The 18,858-nt window shown below is 62.2% G+C and carries 17 protein-coding genes; 8 read left to right on the forward strand and 9 right to left on the reverse strand.

What is annotated here, in order from left to right; translation table 11 throughout:
- Positions 1 to 42 precede the first annotated feature (42 nt).
- From O3301_RS27840 to O3301_RS27850, 3 genes are all read right to left on the reverse strand, one after another.
- Positions 43 to 759 carry a TIGR00266 family protein gene (locus tag O3301_RS27840; RefSeq protein WP_070224704.1) on the reverse strand — a complete coding sequence of 239 codons (717 nt, stop codon included), beginning with the start codon at positions 757 to 759 and terminating at the stop codon, positions 43 to 45.
- A 187-nt stretch (positions 760 to 946) separates the two neighbouring features.
- Positions 947 to 1,522, reverse strand: a complete 576-nt coding sequence (locus tag O3301_RS27845) for a TerD family protein (protein ID WP_099664994.1) — start codon at positions 1,520 to 1,522, stop codon at positions 947 to 949.
- A gap of 225 nt (positions 1,523 to 1,747) precedes the next feature.
- Positions 1,748 to 2,830, reverse strand: a complete 1,083-nt coding sequence (locus O3301_RS27850) for a DUF475 domain-containing protein (protein ID WP_289912190.1) — start codon at positions 2,828 to 2,830, stop codon at positions 1,748 to 1,750.
- Between the two features lie 234 nt (positions 2,831 to 3,064).
- Here O3301_RS27850 and O3301_RS27855 point away from each other — a divergent pair, with 234 nt between their 5' ends.
- The 3 genes from O3301_RS27855 (at position 3,065) to O3301_RS27865 (ending at position 8,128) form a co-directional block, all read left to right on the forward strand.
- Complete coding sequence (locus O3301_RS27855) at positions 3,065 to 3,490, forward strand: divergent PAP2 family protein (protein ID WP_289918902.1); 426 nt, start codon at positions 3,065 to 3,067, stop codon at positions 3,488 to 3,490.
- A 240-nt stretch (positions 3,491 to 3,730) separates the two neighbouring features.
- Complete coding sequence (locus O3301_RS27860) at positions 3,731 to 4,903, forward strand: efflux RND transporter periplasmic adaptor subunit (RefSeq protein WP_077401247.1); 1,173 nt, start codon at positions 3,731 to 3,733, stop codon at positions 4,901 to 4,903.
- Between the two features lie 3 nt (positions 4,904 to 4,906).
- Positions 4,907 to 8,128: an efflux RND transporter permease subunit gene (locus O3301_RS27865; protein WP_305058072.1), complete on the forward strand. Its 3,222-nt coding sequence runs from the start codon at positions 4,907 to 4,909 to the stop codon at positions 8,126 to 8,128.
- A 100-nt stretch (positions 8,129 to 8,228) separates the two neighbouring features.
- Here the strand turns inward: O3301_RS27865 and O3301_RS27870 are convergent, their stop codons facing one another.
- The 4 genes from O3301_RS27870 to O3301_RS27885 all read right to left on the reverse strand — a co-directional run bounded on the left by O3301_RS27870 (position 8,229) and on the right by O3301_RS27885 (position 14,124).
- Positions 8,229 to 8,546, reverse strand: coding sequence for a hypothetical protein (locus O3301_RS27870; RefSeq protein WP_289918904.1), 318 nt, complete (start codon positions 8,544 to 8,546; stop codon positions 8,229 to 8,231).
- Between the two features lie 236 nt (positions 8,547 to 8,782).
- Positions 8,783 to 9,706, reverse strand: coding sequence for an S-adenosyl-l-methionine hydroxide adenosyltransferase family protein (locus O3301_RS27875; RefSeq protein WP_305058073.1), 924 nt, complete (start codon positions 9,704 to 9,706; stop codon positions 8,783 to 8,785).
- Positions 9,707 to 9,726: 20 nt separating this feature from the next.
- Positions 9,727 to 12,240 carry a TonB-dependent siderophore receptor gene (locus O3301_RS27880; RefSeq protein ID WP_305058074.1) on the reverse strand — a complete coding sequence of 838 codons (2,514 nt, stop codon included), beginning with the start codon at positions 12,238 to 12,240 and terminating at the stop codon, positions 9,727 to 9,729.
- 483 nt (positions 12,241 to 12,723) lie between these two features.
- Complete coding sequence (locus O3301_RS27885) at positions 12,724 to 14,124, reverse strand: L-cystine transporter (protein ID WP_251350914.1); 1,401 nt, start codon at positions 14,122 to 14,124, stop codon at positions 12,724 to 12,726.
- Positions 14,125 to 14,386: 262 nt separating this feature from the next.
- On the opposite strand from O3301_RS27885, the gene O3301_RS27890 reads away from it, so the two are divergent.
- Genes O3301_RS27890 through O3301_RS27900 form a run of 3 tightly spaced genes read left to right on the forward strand, consistent with a single transcriptional unit; the run spans position 14,387 to position 15,806 of the window.
- The gene (locus O3301_RS27890) at positions 14,387 to 14,764 is read left to right on the forward strand and encodes a nuclear transport factor 2 family protein (protein ID WP_251350913.1); all 378 of its coding nucleotides are present in this window, start codon (positions 14,387 to 14,389) and stop codon (positions 14,762 to 14,764) included.
- Between the two features lie 13 nt (positions 14,765 to 14,777).
- Entirely contained in the window at positions 14,778 to 15,167 is a 390-nt protein-coding gene (locus tag O3301_RS27895) for a hypothetical protein (protein ID WP_289899322.1), read from the forward strand.
- Positions 15,168 to 15,200: 33 nt separating this feature from the next.
- Positions 15,201 to 15,806, forward strand: coding sequence for a hypothetical protein (locus O3301_RS27900; protein ID WP_305058075.1), 606 nt, complete (start codon positions 15,201 to 15,203; stop codon positions 15,804 to 15,806).
- Positions 15,807 to 16,066: 260 nt separating this feature from the next.
- Here O3301_RS27900 and O3301_RS27905 read toward each other — a convergent pair whose 3' ends face one another.
- Entirely contained in the window at positions 16,067 to 16,675 is a 609-nt protein-coding gene (locus O3301_RS27905) for a YigZ family protein (RefSeq protein ID WP_289899320.1), read from the reverse strand.
- Positions 16,676 to 16,742: 67 nt separating this feature from the next.
- A complete protein-coding gene (locus O3301_RS27910; RefSeq protein ID WP_305058076.1) occupies positions 16,743 to 17,000 on the reverse strand; it encodes a hypothetical protein in 258 nt (85 codons plus the stop codon).
- Positions 17,001 to 17,065: 65 nt separating this feature from the next.
- Here O3301_RS27910 and O3301_RS27915 point away from each other — a divergent pair, with 65 nt between their 5' ends.
- Positions 17,066 to 17,845, forward strand: coding sequence for a helix-turn-helix domain-containing protein (locus O3301_RS27915; RefSeq protein ID WP_305058077.1), 780 nt, complete (start codon positions 17,066 to 17,068; stop codon positions 17,843 to 17,845).
- 83 nt (positions 17,846 to 17,928) lie between these two features.
- A complete protein-coding gene (locus O3301_RS27920) occupies positions 17,929 to 18,855 on the forward strand; it encodes a LysR family transcriptional regulator (protein ID WP_305058078.1) in 927 nt (308 codons plus the stop codon).
- The last annotated feature ends 3 nt before the right edge of the window (positions 18,856 to 18,858 follow it).

An 18,858-nucleotide genomic window follows, 5' to 3' on the forward strand; every position in this document is an offset into this window, starting at 1 on the left:
CTAAGCGGCCAGACTTAACCTGGCCTTATAGAGGAGGGGGAATCAGCCGGCTTTGCCGCTGGCCGTCCACTTCAGGAAGGCGTCGCGGTTGCGCGAGCAGATGAATACCTTGCCCGAGCCGGAAAAGCGCAGCACGATGCCTTCGCCGCTGGTCACGCTGTTGACGATATTGCCGAGGAAGCCGCCGATGCCGCCGCCGCCCGAACCGCCGCCCGTGGTCACGGAAATCTCGTATTTCAGGCTATTGTCCCAGCACACGACGTGGGAATTGTCGATCACGACATCCTTGCCCGGCTCGACATCGAGCTGGAACATGGAGCCGAAGCCCGACACCACCACTTGCCCCGTGCCGGCCGTCTCCATGACGAAGAAGCCGCCCGACTGGGCGAACAGGGCGTTGCCGATGCTTTGCGTGCGCACCTTCATTTCCGTGCCCGAGGTGGCGGCGACAAAGGCGCCGTCGTTGAGCAGGTACTGGCGCGCGCCCACGTCGACCACTTCGATGGCGCCCGGCAGGGTGGGCGAGAGCAGGCAATCGCCGCTGCCGCGCACCGCTTCGATGTGCTGCTGGAAGAACGATTCGCCATTCGCGAAGCGGCGCATGATGGCGCTGCCCAGGCCGCCCGTCATCTTGCCTTTCAAGTCCAGCGCCGTTTCCATCATCACCATCGCATCGGATTCGCAATAGATGGTTTCGCCCTGTTTCATGCTGACGTGGAGGAAAGGATCGACGTCGCCCGTGACACTAAATACTGGCATGATAAATCTCCAAAAAAAAGCCGCCTGAACTGTGCAGGCGGCAGTAATGATATGACATTAAGATAATTCACCTCGGAAAACCGTAGCGAGCAAGCTCGATTTCGGGTTAAGTCGCGCAGCTGTACGCAGGTACAGCGAGCAACGCAGGCCCGAAAGTGAGCGGCGCAGTAGGTTTAACGAGTGTGAATTAGGCGTTGACGCCGAAAGAGCGGGCCAGTGGGCCCAGACCGCCGTTGAAGCCCTGGCCGATAGCCTTGAACTTCCATTCGCCGTTGTAGCGGTAGATTTCGCCAAAGATCATCGCCGTTTCCGTCGAGCTGTCTTCGGACAGGTCGTAGCGGGCGATTTCTTTTTCGCCTTCCGCGTTCAGGCAGCGGATGAAGGCTTTCGAGACCATGCCGAAGTTCTGGCGGCGCGCGTCGGCGTCGTGAATGGTGACGGTGATGCTGATGCGGTCGATGTCGTTTGGTACGCGGGTCAGGTCGATTTCGATGCGCTCATCGTCGCCTTCGCCTTCGCCCGTCTGGTTGTCGCCCGTGTGGACGACGGAGCCGTCGGTCGACTTCAGGTTGTTGTAGAAAATGAAGTCAGAGTCGCCACGGACTTTGCCGTCGCTTTTCAGGAGGAAAGCGCTACCGTCAAGGTCGAAGGTGGCGCCGTCCGTCGAACGAGGATCCCAGCCGAGGCCGACGATGATCTTCTTCAGGTTCGGTGCTTCCTTGCTCAGGTTGACGTTGCCGCCTTTTTGCAAACTGATTGCCATGTGGTGCTCCTTTTCAGTAATTAACTCAAAACGCCAATCAAAACCTACTGCGCGTCGTAATTTGCGGCCTGCGATGCTCACTGTACCTTCGTACAGTTGCGCTTCTCTGCCACAACTTCCTTCCGCTCGCTACGGTTTTGTCAGGCGTTGTTAGACATGCCTTCATGGGATGAGCGCAAGGCGCTCGTGCCATTACTCTCTCAATTGGGGGCGGAACCCCCGATTTCAAGCTTGTGCCGCGTGCCGTTTGCGATAACGCAAGGATGACCACAGCGAGACCAGGATGAAGGCCACGCCCGACAGGCCCGTGAACCACTCCGGAATATGGTACTTGACGGACGCCAGCATGATCAAGGCAAGGATGCCGATCGCATAGTGGGCGCCGTGCTCGAGGTAGACGAATTCGTCCAGCGTGCCCTTGTGCACCAGGTATACCGTCATCGAGCGCACGAACATGGCGCCGATGGCCAAGCCCAGCATGATGATGACGACGTCGTTGGTGATGGCGAACGCGCCGATCACGCCGTCAAAGCTGAACGAGGCGTCCAGCACTTCCAGGTACAGGAAGCCGCCGATGCTGCCGCGCGCTACCGTTTTTACCAGGTCGCCATTGCCGTTCCTGGCCGGCGCGGCGCTTTCTTCTGCGTCATCCTGCAAGTCCGGTTCGCCTTCTTCCAGCAAGCCGCTGATCCAGTTCACGCCGATGTAGACGGCGATGCCGACGATGCCCGACGCGAGCACGCTGTATTTTTGTTCCACGGGGCCCATCGCCACGCAGGCAGCCACGGCGCCCATGGTGATCAGCACGGCCAGGCTTTCGGTGCCCAGCGCGTTGACTTTTTCCTCGGCCCAGCCCAGCCAGTGCAATTCCTTCTCGTCGTCGAACAGGAAGTTCAGGAACACCAGCAGCAGGAAGGCGCCGCCGAAGGCCGCCACTTGCGCATGGTTGTCCGTCAGGTGCTTGGCGTACACATCGGGCGTCGTGGTGGCCATGGTCCATACGTCGACGAGGCCCAGGCCCGTGGCGACGGAAACGATGACCAATGGAAACAGCAGCCGCATGCCGAAGACGGCCACGAGGATACCTACCGTCAAGAACAGTTTTTGCCAGAATTCATTCCAGTGACGCAAGACCGAGGCATTCACCACCGCATTGTCGAACGACAGCGACACTTCCATGATGCCCAGCACGCCCGTGATCCACAGCGCCTGGATCAGGCCCGGCATGCCACTATGGCTGTAACCCCACCAGCCTGATACTGCCATCAGGATAAAAGTGACTAAAAAGGAAATTCTGAAATGCCGCATGAGTACCCCGTTGCAAATATGAAGACGTTTGATTATCCGCGCCGCTGTACGCGCCGCACTCGGTGTTGATATACGTCAATTGTTGTATATGCCATGATTTTATATTAGTTGCCGCCGGGGGCGGCGTTTTATAGGCCGACGGAAGACAGTTCTGCTGGCGCGGATGTTCTGCGATAATTGCGGCGCGCCTGTCTCCCCTGACGCACCCTATACATATATAAGAAGGAATACCCCGTGGATATCGCTTACCTCGTCACGCCCCTGATCACCTGGATCCTGGTCGGACCGATCAAATTCCTGATCAACAGTGTCCGCACGCGGCAATGGGCGTTCGGCCTGGTCGGCAATGGCGGCTTTCCCAGCAACCATAGCGCCGTCGTGTCCAGCATGGCGACCCTGATCGCCTTGCGCGAAGGCATCGGCCATCCCGCCTTCGGCGTGGCAGTGACCTTGGCTTTCATCGTCATCATCGACGCCAACAGCCTGCGCCAGCACGTGGGCAAGCAGGCGGCCGCCATCAACCGCCTGGCCAAGGAAGCGGCCAGCCCCGCGCATACCTGGTTGCGCGAGCGCATGGGCCATACCCTGGTGGAAATCGCCGGCGGCCTGTGCACGGGCGTGGCCATCGGTTTCCTGATTAACACCATTTTCGGCCGCTAAGTTCGCTTCCCCTGAAACGCAAAACCCCGCTTCAAGGCGGGGTTTTGCGTTTCAGCGCGTAAAAACTACGTTTCATCCATTGATTAAAGCATTACAGGAAACCGCCGATTGACATGCCCGGACGCGCTCATGGATACTTTGGCGCTTGTGGTTTTAATAAAAATATTATGCCTGCTATCGCTTGCAGCCCTATCCGGGCCGCGGGAACGGTAGTGGTGCTATCTATCCGGAGAATTACCCATGTTGCGCAAAACCCTGTTTGTTCTGGCAATCGCTTCTGCCCTGGCCGCCTGCGGCAAAGAGTCCAAAGATCCCGGCAAGGGCGGCAAGAATGCCAAGGAACAGGCGGGCGCTGCCGCCAATTTGCTCGTGTCCCCGGAAGACTTGCTGACCATCCAGAGCAATGCGCTGGCGTCGGGGCCGGTCATCACCGGTTCCGTGCAGCCCGAGCGCAACGCGGACTTGCGCGCCGAAGTGTCGGCCGTGGTGATCCAGGTCATGAAGGAAAATGGTGAAATCGTCAAGCGGGGCGACGTGCTGGTGCGCCTGGACGAAACGTCCATCCGCGACGGCCTCAATTCGGCCGAGGAAGCCAGCCGCGCCGCCGGCCAGGTGCTGGAGCAGTCCGAACGCATGTTCCAGCGCATGAAAACCCTGCGCGCTTCGGGCATGACCTCGACGCAGGCGCTGGAAGACGCGGAAATCCGCCGCAACAATGCGCAAAGCGATCTGTCCGCCGCGAAAAGCCGCGCCGTGCAAGCGCGCCAGCAGTTGCAGCGCACCCTCGTGCGTGCGCCGTTCGACGGCATCGTGAGCGAGCGCAAGGTATCGAATGGCGATACGGCGCAGATCGGCAAGGAATTGATCAAGGTCATCGATCCAACCAGCATGCGCCTGGAAGGCCTGGTGTCGGCCGACAAGATCGGCGTCGTCAAGGTGGGCCAGCCCGTATTGTTCCGCATCAATGGTTATCCAGGCCAGGATTTCGCGGGCAAGGTGCGCCGCGTCGATCCGGCGGCCAACGCCGTCACGCGCCAGGTGGCCGTGCTGGTCGATTTCAATGACAAGGAACAACCGCGCGTGGCCGGCCTGTATGCGGAAGGCCGCATCGAGACGGAAACCGTCAGCGCGCTGATGATCCCCGACTCGGCCCTGGTGAAGGCGGGCGACGTCACGTACACGTGGAAAGTCAAGGACAAGGCTTTGCATAAAGTTAACTTGCGTATCGGCGCGCGCGACGTGCGCACGGGCCAGTGGGAAGTGCAAAGCGGCCTGGCCAGCGGCGACACCGTGCTGCGCACGCCGGGCTCGACCTTCAAGGATGGGCAGAAAGTGGAATTGACGGCCGCCAAGGCCGTGCCAGCCGCCGCCGTGGCCAGCAGCAGCACCGCCGTTGCCGGTAAAGGAAACTAAGCCATGTTCCTTTCTGATTTCAGTATCAAGCGGCCCACCGCCACCATCGTCCTGATCCTGGCCATGATGTGCGTCGGCTTGCTGGCGCTCAAGAAATTGCGCGTCAACCAGAACCCGGACGTCGAGGTACCGTTCATCGTCGTCAGCATTCCTTACCCTGGCGCGTCGCCCGACACGGTCGAGCGCGAAGTGGTGAACCGCCTGGAAAAGTCCTTGCAAAGCATTTCCGGCGTGACCGAAGTCAACAGCGATTCGAATGAAGGTTCGGCCAGCATCTTCCTGAAGTTTTCCTTCAATACCAATTTGATCGAAGCGTCCGACAATATCCGCAATGCGATTGCCGCCGTGCGCTACAAGTTGCCGACGGAAATGCGCGAACCTATCCTGCAGCGCATCGATCCGGCTGCCGAGCCCATCATGCAACTGGCCCTGTCGTCGAATACGCAAAGCCATGCGGAAATTTCGCGCCTGGCCGAGGACGTGCTGTCGGACCGCTTCCGCACCGTCGATGGCGTGGCGCTGGTCAACGTGGGCGGTTCGCTCAAGCGCGAACTGTCCGTGCTGCTGCGGGCTGAAAAGTTGCGTGAATACAATGTTTCCGTCAGCGACGTCGTCACCGCCTTGCGCAACCAGAACACGAATGCGCCCGTGGGCAAGGTGCGCGGCACCCTGGACGAGAAAAGCATCCGCCTCGTGGGCCGCATCGAGTCGCCAAGCGACTTCGAGAAAGTGGTGATCAAGCGCCGCGGCGAGGAAATCGTGCGCCTGGCGCAAGTGGCCACCATCGAAGATGGCTTTGCCGAAGTCAACAGCCTGAGCATGCGCAGCGGCAAGCCCAACGTGGGCATTTCGATCACCCGCGTGCGCGACGCTTCCACCGTCAGCGTGGCCAACAAGATCCGCGACATGGTGGCGGAAATCAACAAGACCTTGCCGAAAGGCACGATCCTGCAAGTGACGCGCGACGGCGGCGAAAACGCCCAGCATAGCTTGAACAACGTGATCGAATCGCTGGTACTGGGCGCCGTGCTGACGATTTTCGTCGTCTACGCCTTCCTGAACTCGTGGCGTTCGACCCTGATCACGGCGCTGAGCCTGCCCACGTCCGTGATTGCCGCCTTCATTGCCGTGTGGCTGTGCGGCTTTACCCTGAACTTCATGACCTTGCTGGGCTTGTCGCTGGCCATTGGCGTGCTGATCGATGATGCCATCGTCGTGCGTGAAAACATCGTGCGTCACATGCAGATGGGCAAGGACCGCCGCACGGCCGCGCTGGAAGGCACGGCCGAGATCGGCATGGCCGTGGCCGCCACGACCTTCTCCATCATCGCCGTCTTCATTCCCGTCGCGTTCATGCCCGGCATTTCCGGCGAATGGTTCCGTCCGTTTGCATTGACGGTGACGTGCTCGGTGCTCGTCAGCCTGGGCATCTCGTTTACGCTCGACCCGATGTTGTCGGCTTACTGGGGCGACCCGGTCGAGGAACATTCGGCGCCGAAAAAAGGCATCGGCCGCGTACTGGAAAAATTCAACCACTGGTTCGACCACCAGGCCGACCGCTACGGCCGCGTGATCGCCTGGGCACTGCATCACCGCCGCTGGATGGCCGTGATCGCCTTCGGCAGCCTGGTGGGCGCCATCGCCCTGCACGCTACCCATGGCGGCACGAGTTTCCTGCCAGCATCCGATTCGGGCAACTTGATGATCAATGTGCGCACGCCATCGTCGAGCAGCATCGAGTATTCGCGTTTGAAACTGGAAGCGGCGGCCGTGCTGGCGCGTACCTTGCCTGAAACCAAGGATACCAACAGTTCCATCAATGCTGGCGGCGGACGAGTGTATGTCGACATCGGCAAGCGCAATACCCGCAAGCGTTCGGCCAAGGAAATCGCCGTCGAGCTGCGCGAAAAGATGTCGCGCCTGGTGGGTGCCGAATACGTGGTGCAGGATGACTTGAGCAACGGTTCGCAAAAACCGATCCAGGTGGAATTCACGGGCCCGGATTCGCGTAAATTGATGGAAATCACGAATGCCTACATGGACAAGCTGCGCGCCATTCCTGGCGCCGTCGACGTGGGCCTGTCCGAGCAAGACCCGAAGAACGAGCTGCAGATCGAGCTCAACCGTGGCTTGGCCAACTCGATGGGCATTTCCGTCAATGATGCAGCGCAATCGTTGCGCGTGGCCTTTGCCGGCGTGGAAGTGGGCGACTGGGTCGATCCGACGGGTGAAACGCGCGACGTGGCCGTGCGCCTGCATCCCGATGACCGCGTGGCGTCGGAAAACATCGAGCGCCTGCCGATCAGCGTGACGGGGACTTCGCAAATGGTCCCGCTCGACCAGATCGCCACCATCACCATGGGCAAGGGCCCTTCCGGCATCGAGCACAAGAATGGCAAGCGCACGATTACCGTGTCGGCCAATGCACAGGGCCGTTCGAACGGCGAAGTGACGAGCGACGCCATGAAACTGGCCAACTCCATCGACTTCCCGCCCGGCTACGGCCTGGCGCTCGGTGGCGCCGGCCAGGATCAACAAGAGCTGTTCACGGAAATGCTGATCGCGCTGGTGATGGGTATCGGCTTGATGTATTTGATCCTGGTCATGCAGTTTGGTTCATTTACCGCGCCGGTGGCCGTGATGATGTCCTTGCCGCTCAGTCTGATCGGCGTGGTGGTGGCGCTGGTGATCACCAATAACACCCTCAACCTGATGAGCTTTATCGGCATCATCATGCTGATGGGGCTGGTCGCCAAGAACGCCATCCTGTTGCTGGACGCGGCGCGCAAGCGCGAGGAAGAGGGCCATGGCCGCGAGGACGCGCTGATGTATGCGGGCCGCATGCGTCTGCGCCCCATCCTGATGACGACGTTCGCGCTGATTGCCGGCATGTTCCCCGTGGCGCTGGGCCTGGGCGAGGGCGGCGAGTTCTACCGTCCATTGGCGATCGCCATCATCGGCGGCACCATCACCTCGACGATTCTGACCCTGCTGGTCGTGCCGACCTTCTACGACAGCATCGAAATCGCCCGCGATGGCGCCGTGGCCAAGTTCCACCGCCGCGCCGCGCGCATGCCCGTGGCCGTAGCCATGATCTTGACCTTGATCGAGTGCGTGCTGACCCTGCTGCTGGTGCGCTTCGCTTACCGCATGCTGAAAAAGGCCGTGCTGTTCCTGATGGGACGCCGCACGCCGAAGGCGACGTCGGTCAGCCTGCAAAAGTAAAACCGGGCCAAGGCCAGCTTGCGCTGCGCCGTGGTATTTCAAGAGCCTTCCGCGGAAGGCTCTTTTTTTTTGCCTGCCCGGTTGGCCAGGACGCGGCGCGCTAGCTGTTGCGCGGTGGCGGCGTGGTCCCTGTGCCTGTGCCGTTGCCAGGCGGCGTGGTGGAGGGCGGGGTGGTCGTGCCATCGGGGTTGGTGGTGGTGCCCGGTGCCATCCCTGGCGTGGCCGGCGTGGTGGCGTCCGGATTGGTCGTGCCCGTGGTACCGGACGTGCCGCTGGTGGCGGGCGGCGTTGCCGGCGCGGTGGCGGCGGGCGTGGCGGTGGTGCTGGTATCGTTGCGTTTGTTGCAACCGCCCAGCAGCGCACAGACGATGGCGCTGCCGAGGACGAGCTTGCTGGTGGTCAGGAGTGGAGCCGTCATGATTGTTCCTTTTCAGTGTAAGACTGTCGTGGAAACGCATGCCTCGCCAGATTGCGCATCTGGAACAAGGCTGGCATCGCTTGCAAGGTTTAGAGTCGGCGGGCCGGTACTGGTTCACCGGACTTGCACAGGCGCGGTGCTGGCGGAGACGGGGAGCGCGCTGCGTTTGACGCAGCGCAAATCCGCCAGGGATACGGGGTGGGCCAGGACAGGACGCCCTGGCCGCGCAAGACGATTTATTTGGCGGCAGGAGGCTTGCTCACTTCCACTTCCCAATCCACGCCCGACTCGACGTGGTGCTTGGCTGCAAAGTCGCCCTGGCTGATGGCGACGGCCACGTCGAGCAGGCTGTTCAGGTAGACGAGGGGCTTGCCCTTGGCGACGCCGCCAAACGTGTGCTCGAACGGCGCCGTGACCTTGGCCACTTGCTTGCCCTTGTGCAAGATGCGTACTTGCAGCGGGTCATGCAGTTTTACCTGCAATTCATCGAGCAGGGATTTCGGAATGTTTGTCCAGACATTGCCGTACTTGACGTCGAGCACGGGCACGATGCCGCGAATCGTGTTGCCGTCGCGTACAGGCTTTTGATACGCGATCTTCACCACGGATTCGCTCGGCAATTGAGGACCCACCTGTTCATAGCTGATGGCGCCCGACGCCAGGCGTGCACCCACGTACGCGTACACGTCGCGGCCATGGAAGGTGTACGACTCGGCGGAGCCAGCCAGGCGGTTGACCTTTTCATCGATTTCGCGCAGTTCGGCCACGCCGTCGCGCTCGGCGATCAGGGTGAACAGGCCATTGTCCGGCCCCACGAAGTAGCGCCCGCCCTTGGTTTTCAGCACTACCGACTTGCGCGCCGTGCCCACGCCCGGATCGATGACGGAAACGAATACCGTGCCTTGCGGCCAGTAATTGGCCGTCTGGTACAAACGGTAGGCGCCCAGCCAGATGTCGTAGTCGGGAATCTGGTGCGTCAGGTCCGAAATGGTCAGCTGCGGATCGACGCCATAGGCCACGCCATGCATGGCCGACACGGCGCCATCGGCCGTGCCGAAGTCCGTCATCAGCACCAGCGGCGCGCCGGCCTGGGCGGACGACAGCAGGAGGGCGCTGAGGCAGGTGCCGGCGACGAGGTGGGAGAGGCGTTTGATGATCATGATTTCCTTTGTATCCAGTGTCAGAATGTGTAGCTTAATTTAGCGTAAAAGTACGCGCCATTGACGCCGATGGGGTTGATGAAATTGTAGGGCAGGGCGCCGCCATACGTGGCGTTATTCGTTTCCCGCACGCGCTGCGGATAGCGGTCGAGGATGTTGTTGCCGCCTACGCTCAAGGTCAGTTGCTTGCTCAGTTTCAATTGGCCTTCCAGGTCCAGCGACCAGACGGCGCCGAAGCGCTGGGCGGGGATGCCGTCGATCAAGGGCGCATCGCTGTCATACGAAAAGTCTTTCAGCTCGCCAAAGCGCGTGGCGCGCGCCTGCACGCCCCAGCCGGCCGCCTGCCAATCGACGCCGAGGATTAATTTGCTGGACGGTGACGCATGTTTGATGCGGAACAAACTCGTCTCCGTCAGCAGGGTCAGACTGGGATCGATGTTGGCCAGCGCAGCGGAACTCTGGTGTACCTTGTCGAGGCTGGTCTTGTTCAGGTTCAGCGCTGCATTCAGGTTCAGCTTGCCTGAGGTGAACGCCAGGTCGTGGTTCAGCACCACGTCCAGGCCTTTGGTCCGTGTGTCGAGCAGGTTGGCCAGGTAGGCAACGGACTGGATGTCGCTGCGGTCATTCGCGGCCAGGTAGGCCGTGACGGCGTCGCTTTGCAAGTCGCTCGAACGCGTGATGCGGTCGCGGATGCGGATCACGTAGGCGTCTACCGTCACGCTGGTGGCGGCGGCCGGTTTCCAGGCCAGGCCCAGCGAGACGTTGGTCGATTTTTCAGGTTTCAGGTGTTGCGCGCCGAAGCTGCGCGCCAGCGGATCGCTGGCCGGCAGCAGGGCCGCCGTTTGCAGGGCCGTGCCATCGGCATTGAAGTTCAGGGTGGCGAAGCGGAAACCCGTCTGCACGAGGGCCGGCGCACGGAAGCTGTTCGACAGCGAACCGCGCAGGAGGAAGTTGTCCGTCACTTTATAGCGCGTCGACAGCTTGCCCGTGCTGGCGCTGCCGAAGTCGCTGTAATCGGAATAGCGGGCGGCGGCGCCTACCAGCAGGCGCGGCGTGAGGTCGCTTTCCACGTCCGCATACACGGAGCGGATTTGCCGGCTGCCGTCGTAGGCGTCCGATGGGCGCAAGCCTGGCCCCGCCTGCGCGCCCGGCGGCGCATCGGTAAAGCTGCCGGCCGCATACGAGGCAGGGTCGCCAGCCGAGCTGGTGTAGGTTTCGCGCATCCATTCGGCGCCTACCGCCAGGTTCAAGGGCGCGGGCAAGCCGATGTCGATGCTGCGCGTGGCATCGAGATTCAAGGCGTTCTGGCGGAAGTCGAAGCCGGCCAAATTAAAACGCGTGGGGCTGGCCGCGCCCAGCGAGGCGTTGACGGAGTGGCTCACGCCGTAGTCAAAGCGGTCGCTGCCGTGGCGCGCGCTGGCGTCCCAGTTCCACTCGCCCCAGCTGCCGCGCACGCCGGCCACGATGCTGAGGTCGCGCTTGTCGCCGTTGGTGACGGGGCGGTAGCCGTTCGGATACAGGGCCGGCACATTCGACGGGTCGCCCGGATAGCGGAAGTAGGCGCTGCCGTCCGATGTGCGCTCGTTGAGGGTGGCAAACGAATACAGGTCCAGGCCGTTATCCAGGGTGAGCTGGGTGTTGTAGAACAGATAGTTGTTGCGCTGGCGCGAGTCGCCCGACTTGAACACCACCTTGCCGTCGAGGGCCTGGTCGGCAGGCGTGAAGTTGTAGGAAGTCCAGCCCGCGTCGCTGGGGCCGGCACGTTCCGTGGGCGAGCGGCGCCGCGTTTCCGCGCCGAAGCGGAAGAATCCCGTCTCGCCCAGCGGTACGCCATAGTCGGCGTTGACGATGACGGTCTGGCCATCCGTCAGGGTTTGATCGGTCGGGTCGAAATGCGTGTGGTTGGCGCCATAGCTGATGGACGCGGCGCCGCCCGTACGGGCCTTCTTCAGCACGATGTTGATCACGCCCGCCACGGCATCGCTGCCGTACTGGGCGCCGGCGCCGTCGCGCAGGATTTCGATATGGTCGATGGCGTTCGGCGGAATGGCGTTGATGTCCACCGGCACGGTGCCGGCAAAGCTGCTTTCCGTGTCGAGCACGGCGCTCGTGTGGCGGCGCTTGCCGTTGATCAGCACCAGCACCTGGTCGGGCGCCAGTCCCCGCAACTGGATGCCGCGCACGGAGTCCGACGCGCCGCTCGACTCGATGCGGGGGAAGTTGATCGAAGGCGACAGGTTTTGCAGGGCCGCGCCCACGTCGCCCGTCGCCAGCGCATTGCTCACTTCGCGCGCGCCGAAACGGTCGATGGGCACGCTGCTGTCGAACACCGTGCGGTTGCGCGCGCGCGAGCCGACGACGGTGACCTGGTCGATGCCGGCGCCCGCCGTTTCAGCGGCAGCGCCTGTGCCGGCGGTGGCTTGCGCGTCCTGGGCCCAGGCGGACGGTGCGCCCAGCATGGCGCAGGCCAGCACGATGGCGCGCAGCGGCGTGGCGGGAAGGGGGGCGGGGGCGGATGAATGGCGCGGATGCAAGGCGGTGTCCTTTGGGCTCGATTAGTGTCGGTGTGGAAACAGTTGCCATGAGCTTAAGGGAGGCGCCCGCCGGCGCTAACGATTCTTTCTGGATATGCTTATGCTGTTGTTTTTATGCCGTTATGACCCTCCGCTCAGGATTTCGGCGCGGCCGACATGTCGGGCTGGGCCGTGACGGGTGTGCCGGCCGCCTCCAGCGGTCGAGGATGCCGAGCTCCTTTTCACGCAGGCGCTCGTCGGCTACCACGCAGGGGAGGCTGTCCGCACCGATGCGCGCCAGCACGGCTTGTGCTGTACGCCGGGCCCGCATGTAGGCAAATACAGCACGACAGTTGCCTGTTGTTCAGGGGGGAGGGTGAGGGAGGCGAACCAGTCGCCCAGGGCTTGCGCCTGGCGCGCACCAAGTTCGGAGAGGTGCACATCGCCATCGCGCTCGGCGATGGCGATCAGTAACTGTTCGCGCAGTAGGTTTGGTTATGCGTTCTAGGCGGCGTGTTCCGCTTCGTCCAGGTCGGGCGCGTCGTCGCTGTTGTAGACGGCCAGGTCGGTTTGTCCCATGACCCGGCTGGTGACGGTGCCCGCCGTGATCGAACCGCTCACGTTCAGGGCCGTGCGGCCCATGTCGATCAGCGGCTCGACGGAGATCAGCAAGCCGGCCAGCGCGACGGGCAAGTCCATCGCCGACAGCACGATCAGGGCGGCAAACGTGGCGCCGCCGCCCACGCCGGCCACGCCGACGGAACCGATGGTGATGATGGCCAGCAATGGCAGCAGGAAGCTGATCGTGAATGGATCGACGCCGACGGTGGGGGCGATCATGACGGCCAGCATGGCGGGATAAATGCCGGCGCAGCCGTTCTGGCCGATGGTCGAACCGAACGAGGCAGCAAAGTTGGCGATGCCTTCCGGCGTGCCCAGGCGCTGGGTTTGCGTCTGCACGCTCATCGGGATCGAACCGGCGCTGGTGCGCGAGGTGAACGCGAAGGCCAGCACGGGGAAGACTTTTTTCACGAAGCGCAGCGGATTCAGGCCCACGCCGGCGATGATGGCCAGGTGCACGAGGAACATCAAGATCAGCGCGCTGTACGAGGCGACGACGAAGTTGATCAATTTCAAGATGTCCGTGTAGCTCGACGAGGCCACCACTTCAAACATCAGCGCGAACACGCCGTACGGCGTCAGGCGTAACACCAGGGTGACCATGCGCATGACGATGGCGTGCGCCACTTTCATGAAGTTTTCGAAGGATGCGAAAATTTCCGGCTTCTTGGCGGCGATGCCCGTGGCCGAGATGCCGATGAAGATGGAAAACACGACCACGGCGATGGTCGATGTCTTGCGCGCGCCCGTCATGTCGAGGAAGGGGTTGGTCGGCACGAAGCTGACCAGCAGTTTCGGCAGCGACAGGGCCTTTGCCGTTTCCAGCGAGCCTTGCAGCTGCACGCCGCGCGCCACTTCGGCGGCGCTCGACGTCAGGCCGACAGCCGTCAGGCCGAACAGCTTGGCCATCAAAATGCCCAGCGCAGCGGCGACCGTGGTGGTGATGAGCAGGGTGCCGATGGTCAGCGCGCTGATCTTGCCCAGGGAACTCGCGTCCTTGAGTTTCAATATGGCGGAGATGATGGACACCATGATCAGCGGCATGATGATCATTTGCAGCAATTTCACATAGCCGCTGCCGACGATGTCGATGTATTCATTGGTGCCGGCGATGATGGGCGAGCCGGCGCCGTACAGCCACTGCACGGCCGCACCGAGCAGTACGCCCAGGCCCAGGCCCGTGAAGACGCGCACGGTAAACGTCGCGTGTTTGCGTTGCTGGTGGAACATGAAGGCGAAGACGATCAGCGCAACGAGCAGGTTCAGAATGATGTTAATTGCCATAAGTGGGCCTTATCTTGGTTTTATTCGAGACTGCGGAGAGCACGTGGAACTTTGCTACCAGTAACTTTCGCTCTTGCCCCGGGCGAAAGGGCAAGCACTGTACAGTACTATGGTGGCGTTTTGCGCAATACCGCTGCGAATATTACGCTATATGAATATGCTCCACAGGCATAAGTCTTCCGGCGGATTGTGAAAAACACGATTTCATGCCAGCATGTTTTGCTTATTTATTAATATCGTGCCAATTATTTCAAGGAAAAAGATGAATGCTTTAACGGAAGTGCAGGTACTCGATGCGGAAGAACGCTTGCGCCTGGCCATGATGGCCTCCGACGTTGCGGTACTGAAAGATTTGCTGGCCGATGACTTGTTGTTCACCAATCATCTGGGGCATTTGCTGAGCAAACATGCGGACCTGGCCGCGCATGAGCAGCGCTTGCTGACCATCACGGACTTGCGCGCCTCCGAGCGCCATGTGCGCGTCAACGGCCACGTGGCCGTGGTTTCCGTGCGCATGCAACTGACGGGCAGCTATCACGACGTGGAAACGCATGGCGACTTCCGTTTTACGCGCGTCTGGGCGCAGGATGCGGCCGGCGCGCTGCAAGTGATCGCCGCCCATTCCGGCGTCGTGGCTTGAGGAGCAAGATTTAGTGGATCATCGTTCCAAAGGGCAGCTGTTGGAAGCTGTCATCGCCGCCGGCCCGGCCACCCTGGCCATCACGGCCGGTTATCCCGTGCTGCTGTACAACCTGGTGCGCACCTGGTCCGACGCCCCCGGCGCCAATGCGCTGGCCGCGTTGCTGCTGACGGGCGGCCTGTGGGCCTTGCTGGAATTCTGGCGCATCGCGCTGGCGACGGTGGCGCGCAAGGCATACGCGTTCAACTGGCGCTTCTGGCTGGCCATCGCCAGTTTTCTCGCCTGCTTCGTGCGTTTCGTGCCGGACATGCCGGCCGGACTGATGTTGTTGCTGATGGTGCTGCCGGCGCTGGCGTGGACGCATTTCATCTTGTTGCAGATCAAGCGCCCGCGCAAGGCTTGATTGCTGGAAGTGTCGTAGCGGGAGCGATATAGCATGAGTGAAATCCAAAAACTGGGCGAGCAATTCTACGCGATAGCGTCGAAATCCGACTTGTTCATGGCGACGTATGTGGATGCCGCCAAACTGCGCGTGGCGCGAACGCTGATCAGCAAAGGGCCGTTATGTAATGTCAGGCCATTCGAAGCCCAAAGGGCCGGCTTCAAGCCGGGAAAAGAGCTAAAGTCGCTGCCCGCGACGCTGAAAGATACCCATGTCTACCATTTCGATGGGGAAGGCAGGGTCATCCTGGTGGAAAGCTATGGCGGATCTGCTGCCATCATCAACAGGGGCTTCTATTTTCATGAGCGCGGCGAACTGAAAAGCGTGCATTTCAATGCGGGAGGGAGCTTGAGGAATGTCATGCTCAGTTTTCTTGACGGGGCACGCATCGCGCAGGACATTAATTTCGGAAAATTTGGCGAAGGGACTTACGATTATCTGTATGAGGATGATCGCCTCCATTCCATCATGGTCCGGCAGAGAGAGCATGGCCAGGAAAACCATACCGGATATCAGATTCTGTTCGGCTATGTGGACGGACAGATGGAGAATATTTCCCATGTGTTTGCGAATGGATATCAGGAGCAGCGCTATCCATGACGATGGTGGTTTTCAAGGCAAGGCCATGAAAAAACATATGTGGCATCTGTATTATGGTGGGACAGATGTGGTGGACGCCAATAAAGCGTGGGCGAGCGGGCATGCCGGTGCGGGCATTTGTACAGATTGCGGAAATTATATGCCCGGGAATGAAGGCGATTTCGCCGTGGTGGTGGATCAGCGTATTCCTGCACAAGCAGATATGTCTTCTATGGGGCGCTTATCACCGTCCATCATGTCCGCCGGACTGCACCAGTTGATTATGACTGGTCCTCGCCATCCTGCGCGTCCAGCCACTGTATCCGTCCATTCCCCGCCTCAAGCAGGTGGGCGAGCAGGGCGGTGGCAGCCGTTTCAGGCAGGCTGAAGTCGAACAGTACGTCTGCGCCGTGTTCCACGTTCAGCAAGGTGGCTCCGGCGCCATCGAGTTCGCGGCGCAGCATGCCTTCCATCGCATACGGCACCGTGCAGCGCAGGGATCTTTGACGCACGATGGCCGTCTTTTCCGCCTGCAACAACGCTTGCGCCACGCTGTCCGTGTAGGCGCGCACGAGGCCGCCCGCGCCCAGCTTGATCCCGCCAAAGTAGCGCACGACGGTCGCCAGCACGCCTTCCAGGTCCTGGTGGCGCAGCACGTCGAGCATGGGCCGCCCGGCCGTGCCGCTCGGCTCGCCATCGTCGACGGCCGCCGATTGCCCGCCCGCCAGCAGCGCCCAGCACACATGGCAGGCGCCCGGATGCTGGGCCTTCAAATCGTTGACCACCTGCTGCGCGCTGGCGCGGTCCGTCATCGGTTGCACGCAACCGATGAAACGGCTTTTCTTGATGATCAGTTCGCTGTGGACGGGGGCGGCAATGGTAAACGGCATGGCGAGTGCGGAGGCGGGCAAAGCAGCATGATAGAGGAAATGCGCGCCCGCGACGAGCCAGTGCCGCCTACGTGGCCGATGGCGATACCAGTTCGCGCAGCGCAGCATCGCGCACTTGCACGATGTCGAACAGCCCCAGCGCGTGCAGGGCGGGCAGCGCGTCGAGGATGTCGCGTTCGGCGATGGCTTTTTCGGCGCTGCTGCTCGTGTCGTCCAGCCATAGCCGGGTATTGGCCAGGAAGGCGCCCACCGTTCCCTTGCGCACGGTGACGCCATTGAACTGGCCCTGGTTTTGTTGATCGGGTAATACGTCTTCTGCTCGCATGCTGCACTCCTGAATATCGAAAGACTCCACTGTATGATGGAGGAATTGTCTTGCCTGCGTTGTTTATGACTATCGATACGTCAAATCCGCCAATCTTGCCGCCGACGCTGCTGGCGCCGCTGCGCGCCATGCGCATGTCCCAGCCGCAAGAACGGGTGACGGCGGCGCACCGCCATGCCAGCGGCCAGCTGTTCGGCGCCATGCGAGGTTTGCTTTCCGTTGCCGCCGACAGCGGGCAGTGGGTGGTGCCGGCCAGCCATTGCGTGTGGATGCCGCCCCATCACGTGCATGGGCTGCGTTCGCATGGTCCGTTTGCGGGCTGGAGCGTGTATGTGTGGGAGGCCAGTTGCGGCGATTTGCCCGCCGCGCCTTGCGTGATGCGCGTCTCGGGCTTGCTGCGCGAAGCGGTGGGCCGCGCCAGCGCCTGGGACGATGGCGCGCTGGACGCGCGGCAGGCCCGGGTGGCGGGCGTGATCCTCGACGAGATCGCCGCTTCGCCGCACGAGGCCTTCGGCTTGCCCTTGCCGACGGACCCGCGCCTGCTGCGCGTGGCGCGCGCCGTGCTCGATGACCTGGCCGACGAGCGGGGCGTGGAAGTGCTGGCCGCCTGGGCCGGCGTCTCGCCGCGCACCCTGGCGCGCCGATTCACGATCGAGACGGGCTTTACGCCCTCCGCCTGGCGCCAGCGCGCCCGCATCATGCGCGCCCTGGAACTATTGGCCGCCGGCCAGCCCGTCACGACGATTGCACTGGACCTGGGTTACGAGACCGTCAGCGCCTTCATCGCCATGTTCAGGCGCGTGATGGGCGTGACGCCGGGGAGGTATGGGGCCATGGCCGGGTGAAGGGCGGCGCGCCAGCGTGTTGAAGACTGCAAGCATACAATCGGCGTAAAATCGCTGAATTCGTTCTCTGGATTCCACAATATATGCACAACGACGACCGCTTCGATGGCATCAACGATTTCGTCATGACCGTCAAGCTGGGCAGTTTTGCCGCCGCCGCCGCCGCACAAGGCGTGACGGCGTCGGGCGTGGGCAAGAGCGTGTCGCGGCTGGAAGCGCGCCTGGGCACCAAGCTGCTGCACCGTACCACGCGCCGCCTGACCCTGACGCCGGAAGGGCGCACGTATTACGACATGTGCGTGCAGATGCTGGAAGACCTGGAGGCGACGGAGCATGGCCTGATCGTCGGCCAGCAAGTGCCCACGGGACGCCTGCGCGTCGACGTGCCGGCCGCGTTCGGCCGCCGCCACATCCTGCCCACCTTGCTGGCACTGGCCGAACAGCACACTGGCATCGAACTGGCCGTGACCTTCACGGACCGCACCGTCAACCTGGTCGAGGAGGGCATCGACCTGGCCGTGCGCATCGGCGCATTGAACAACGATGCGGACCTGGTGGCGCGCCAGCTGGGCACGCAGCGGCTGCTGATCTGCGCCGCCCCGTCCTACCTGGCGCGCCACGGCACGCCGCGGGTGCGCGACGACTTGGCCCGGCACGATTGCATCGTGGGCTGGCGCCGGCAAGGGCCAGCCACCTGGCTGCTGCGCGAAGCCGACGGCAGCTCCACCGAGCAGGCCATCCGCGTGCGCCATGCCTTGCGCGACGGCGAAGCGATGCTGGCAGCGACCCTGGCGGGCGCAGGCCTGTGCCAGCTGCCCACCTGGCTGATCGACGCGCACCTGGCGTCGGGCCAGCTGGTACCCGTGCTGCAACAGCATGCGGGCGGCGAAATGCCGATTCACGCCGTGTGGCCGGCCACGCGCTATGTGAAGCCGCGCCTGCGCGCAGCCATCGATGCGCTGGTGGCGCTGGCGGCCGCACCGAATCCCGTGTTTCACCCCGCCGATTGAGCG

It is taken from the genome of Janthinobacterium sp. SUN211, assembly GCF_030587315.1.
Lineage (GTDB): Bacteria > Pseudomonadota > Gammaproteobacteria > Burkholderiales > Burkholderiaceae_D > Janthinobacterium > Janthinobacterium kumbetense.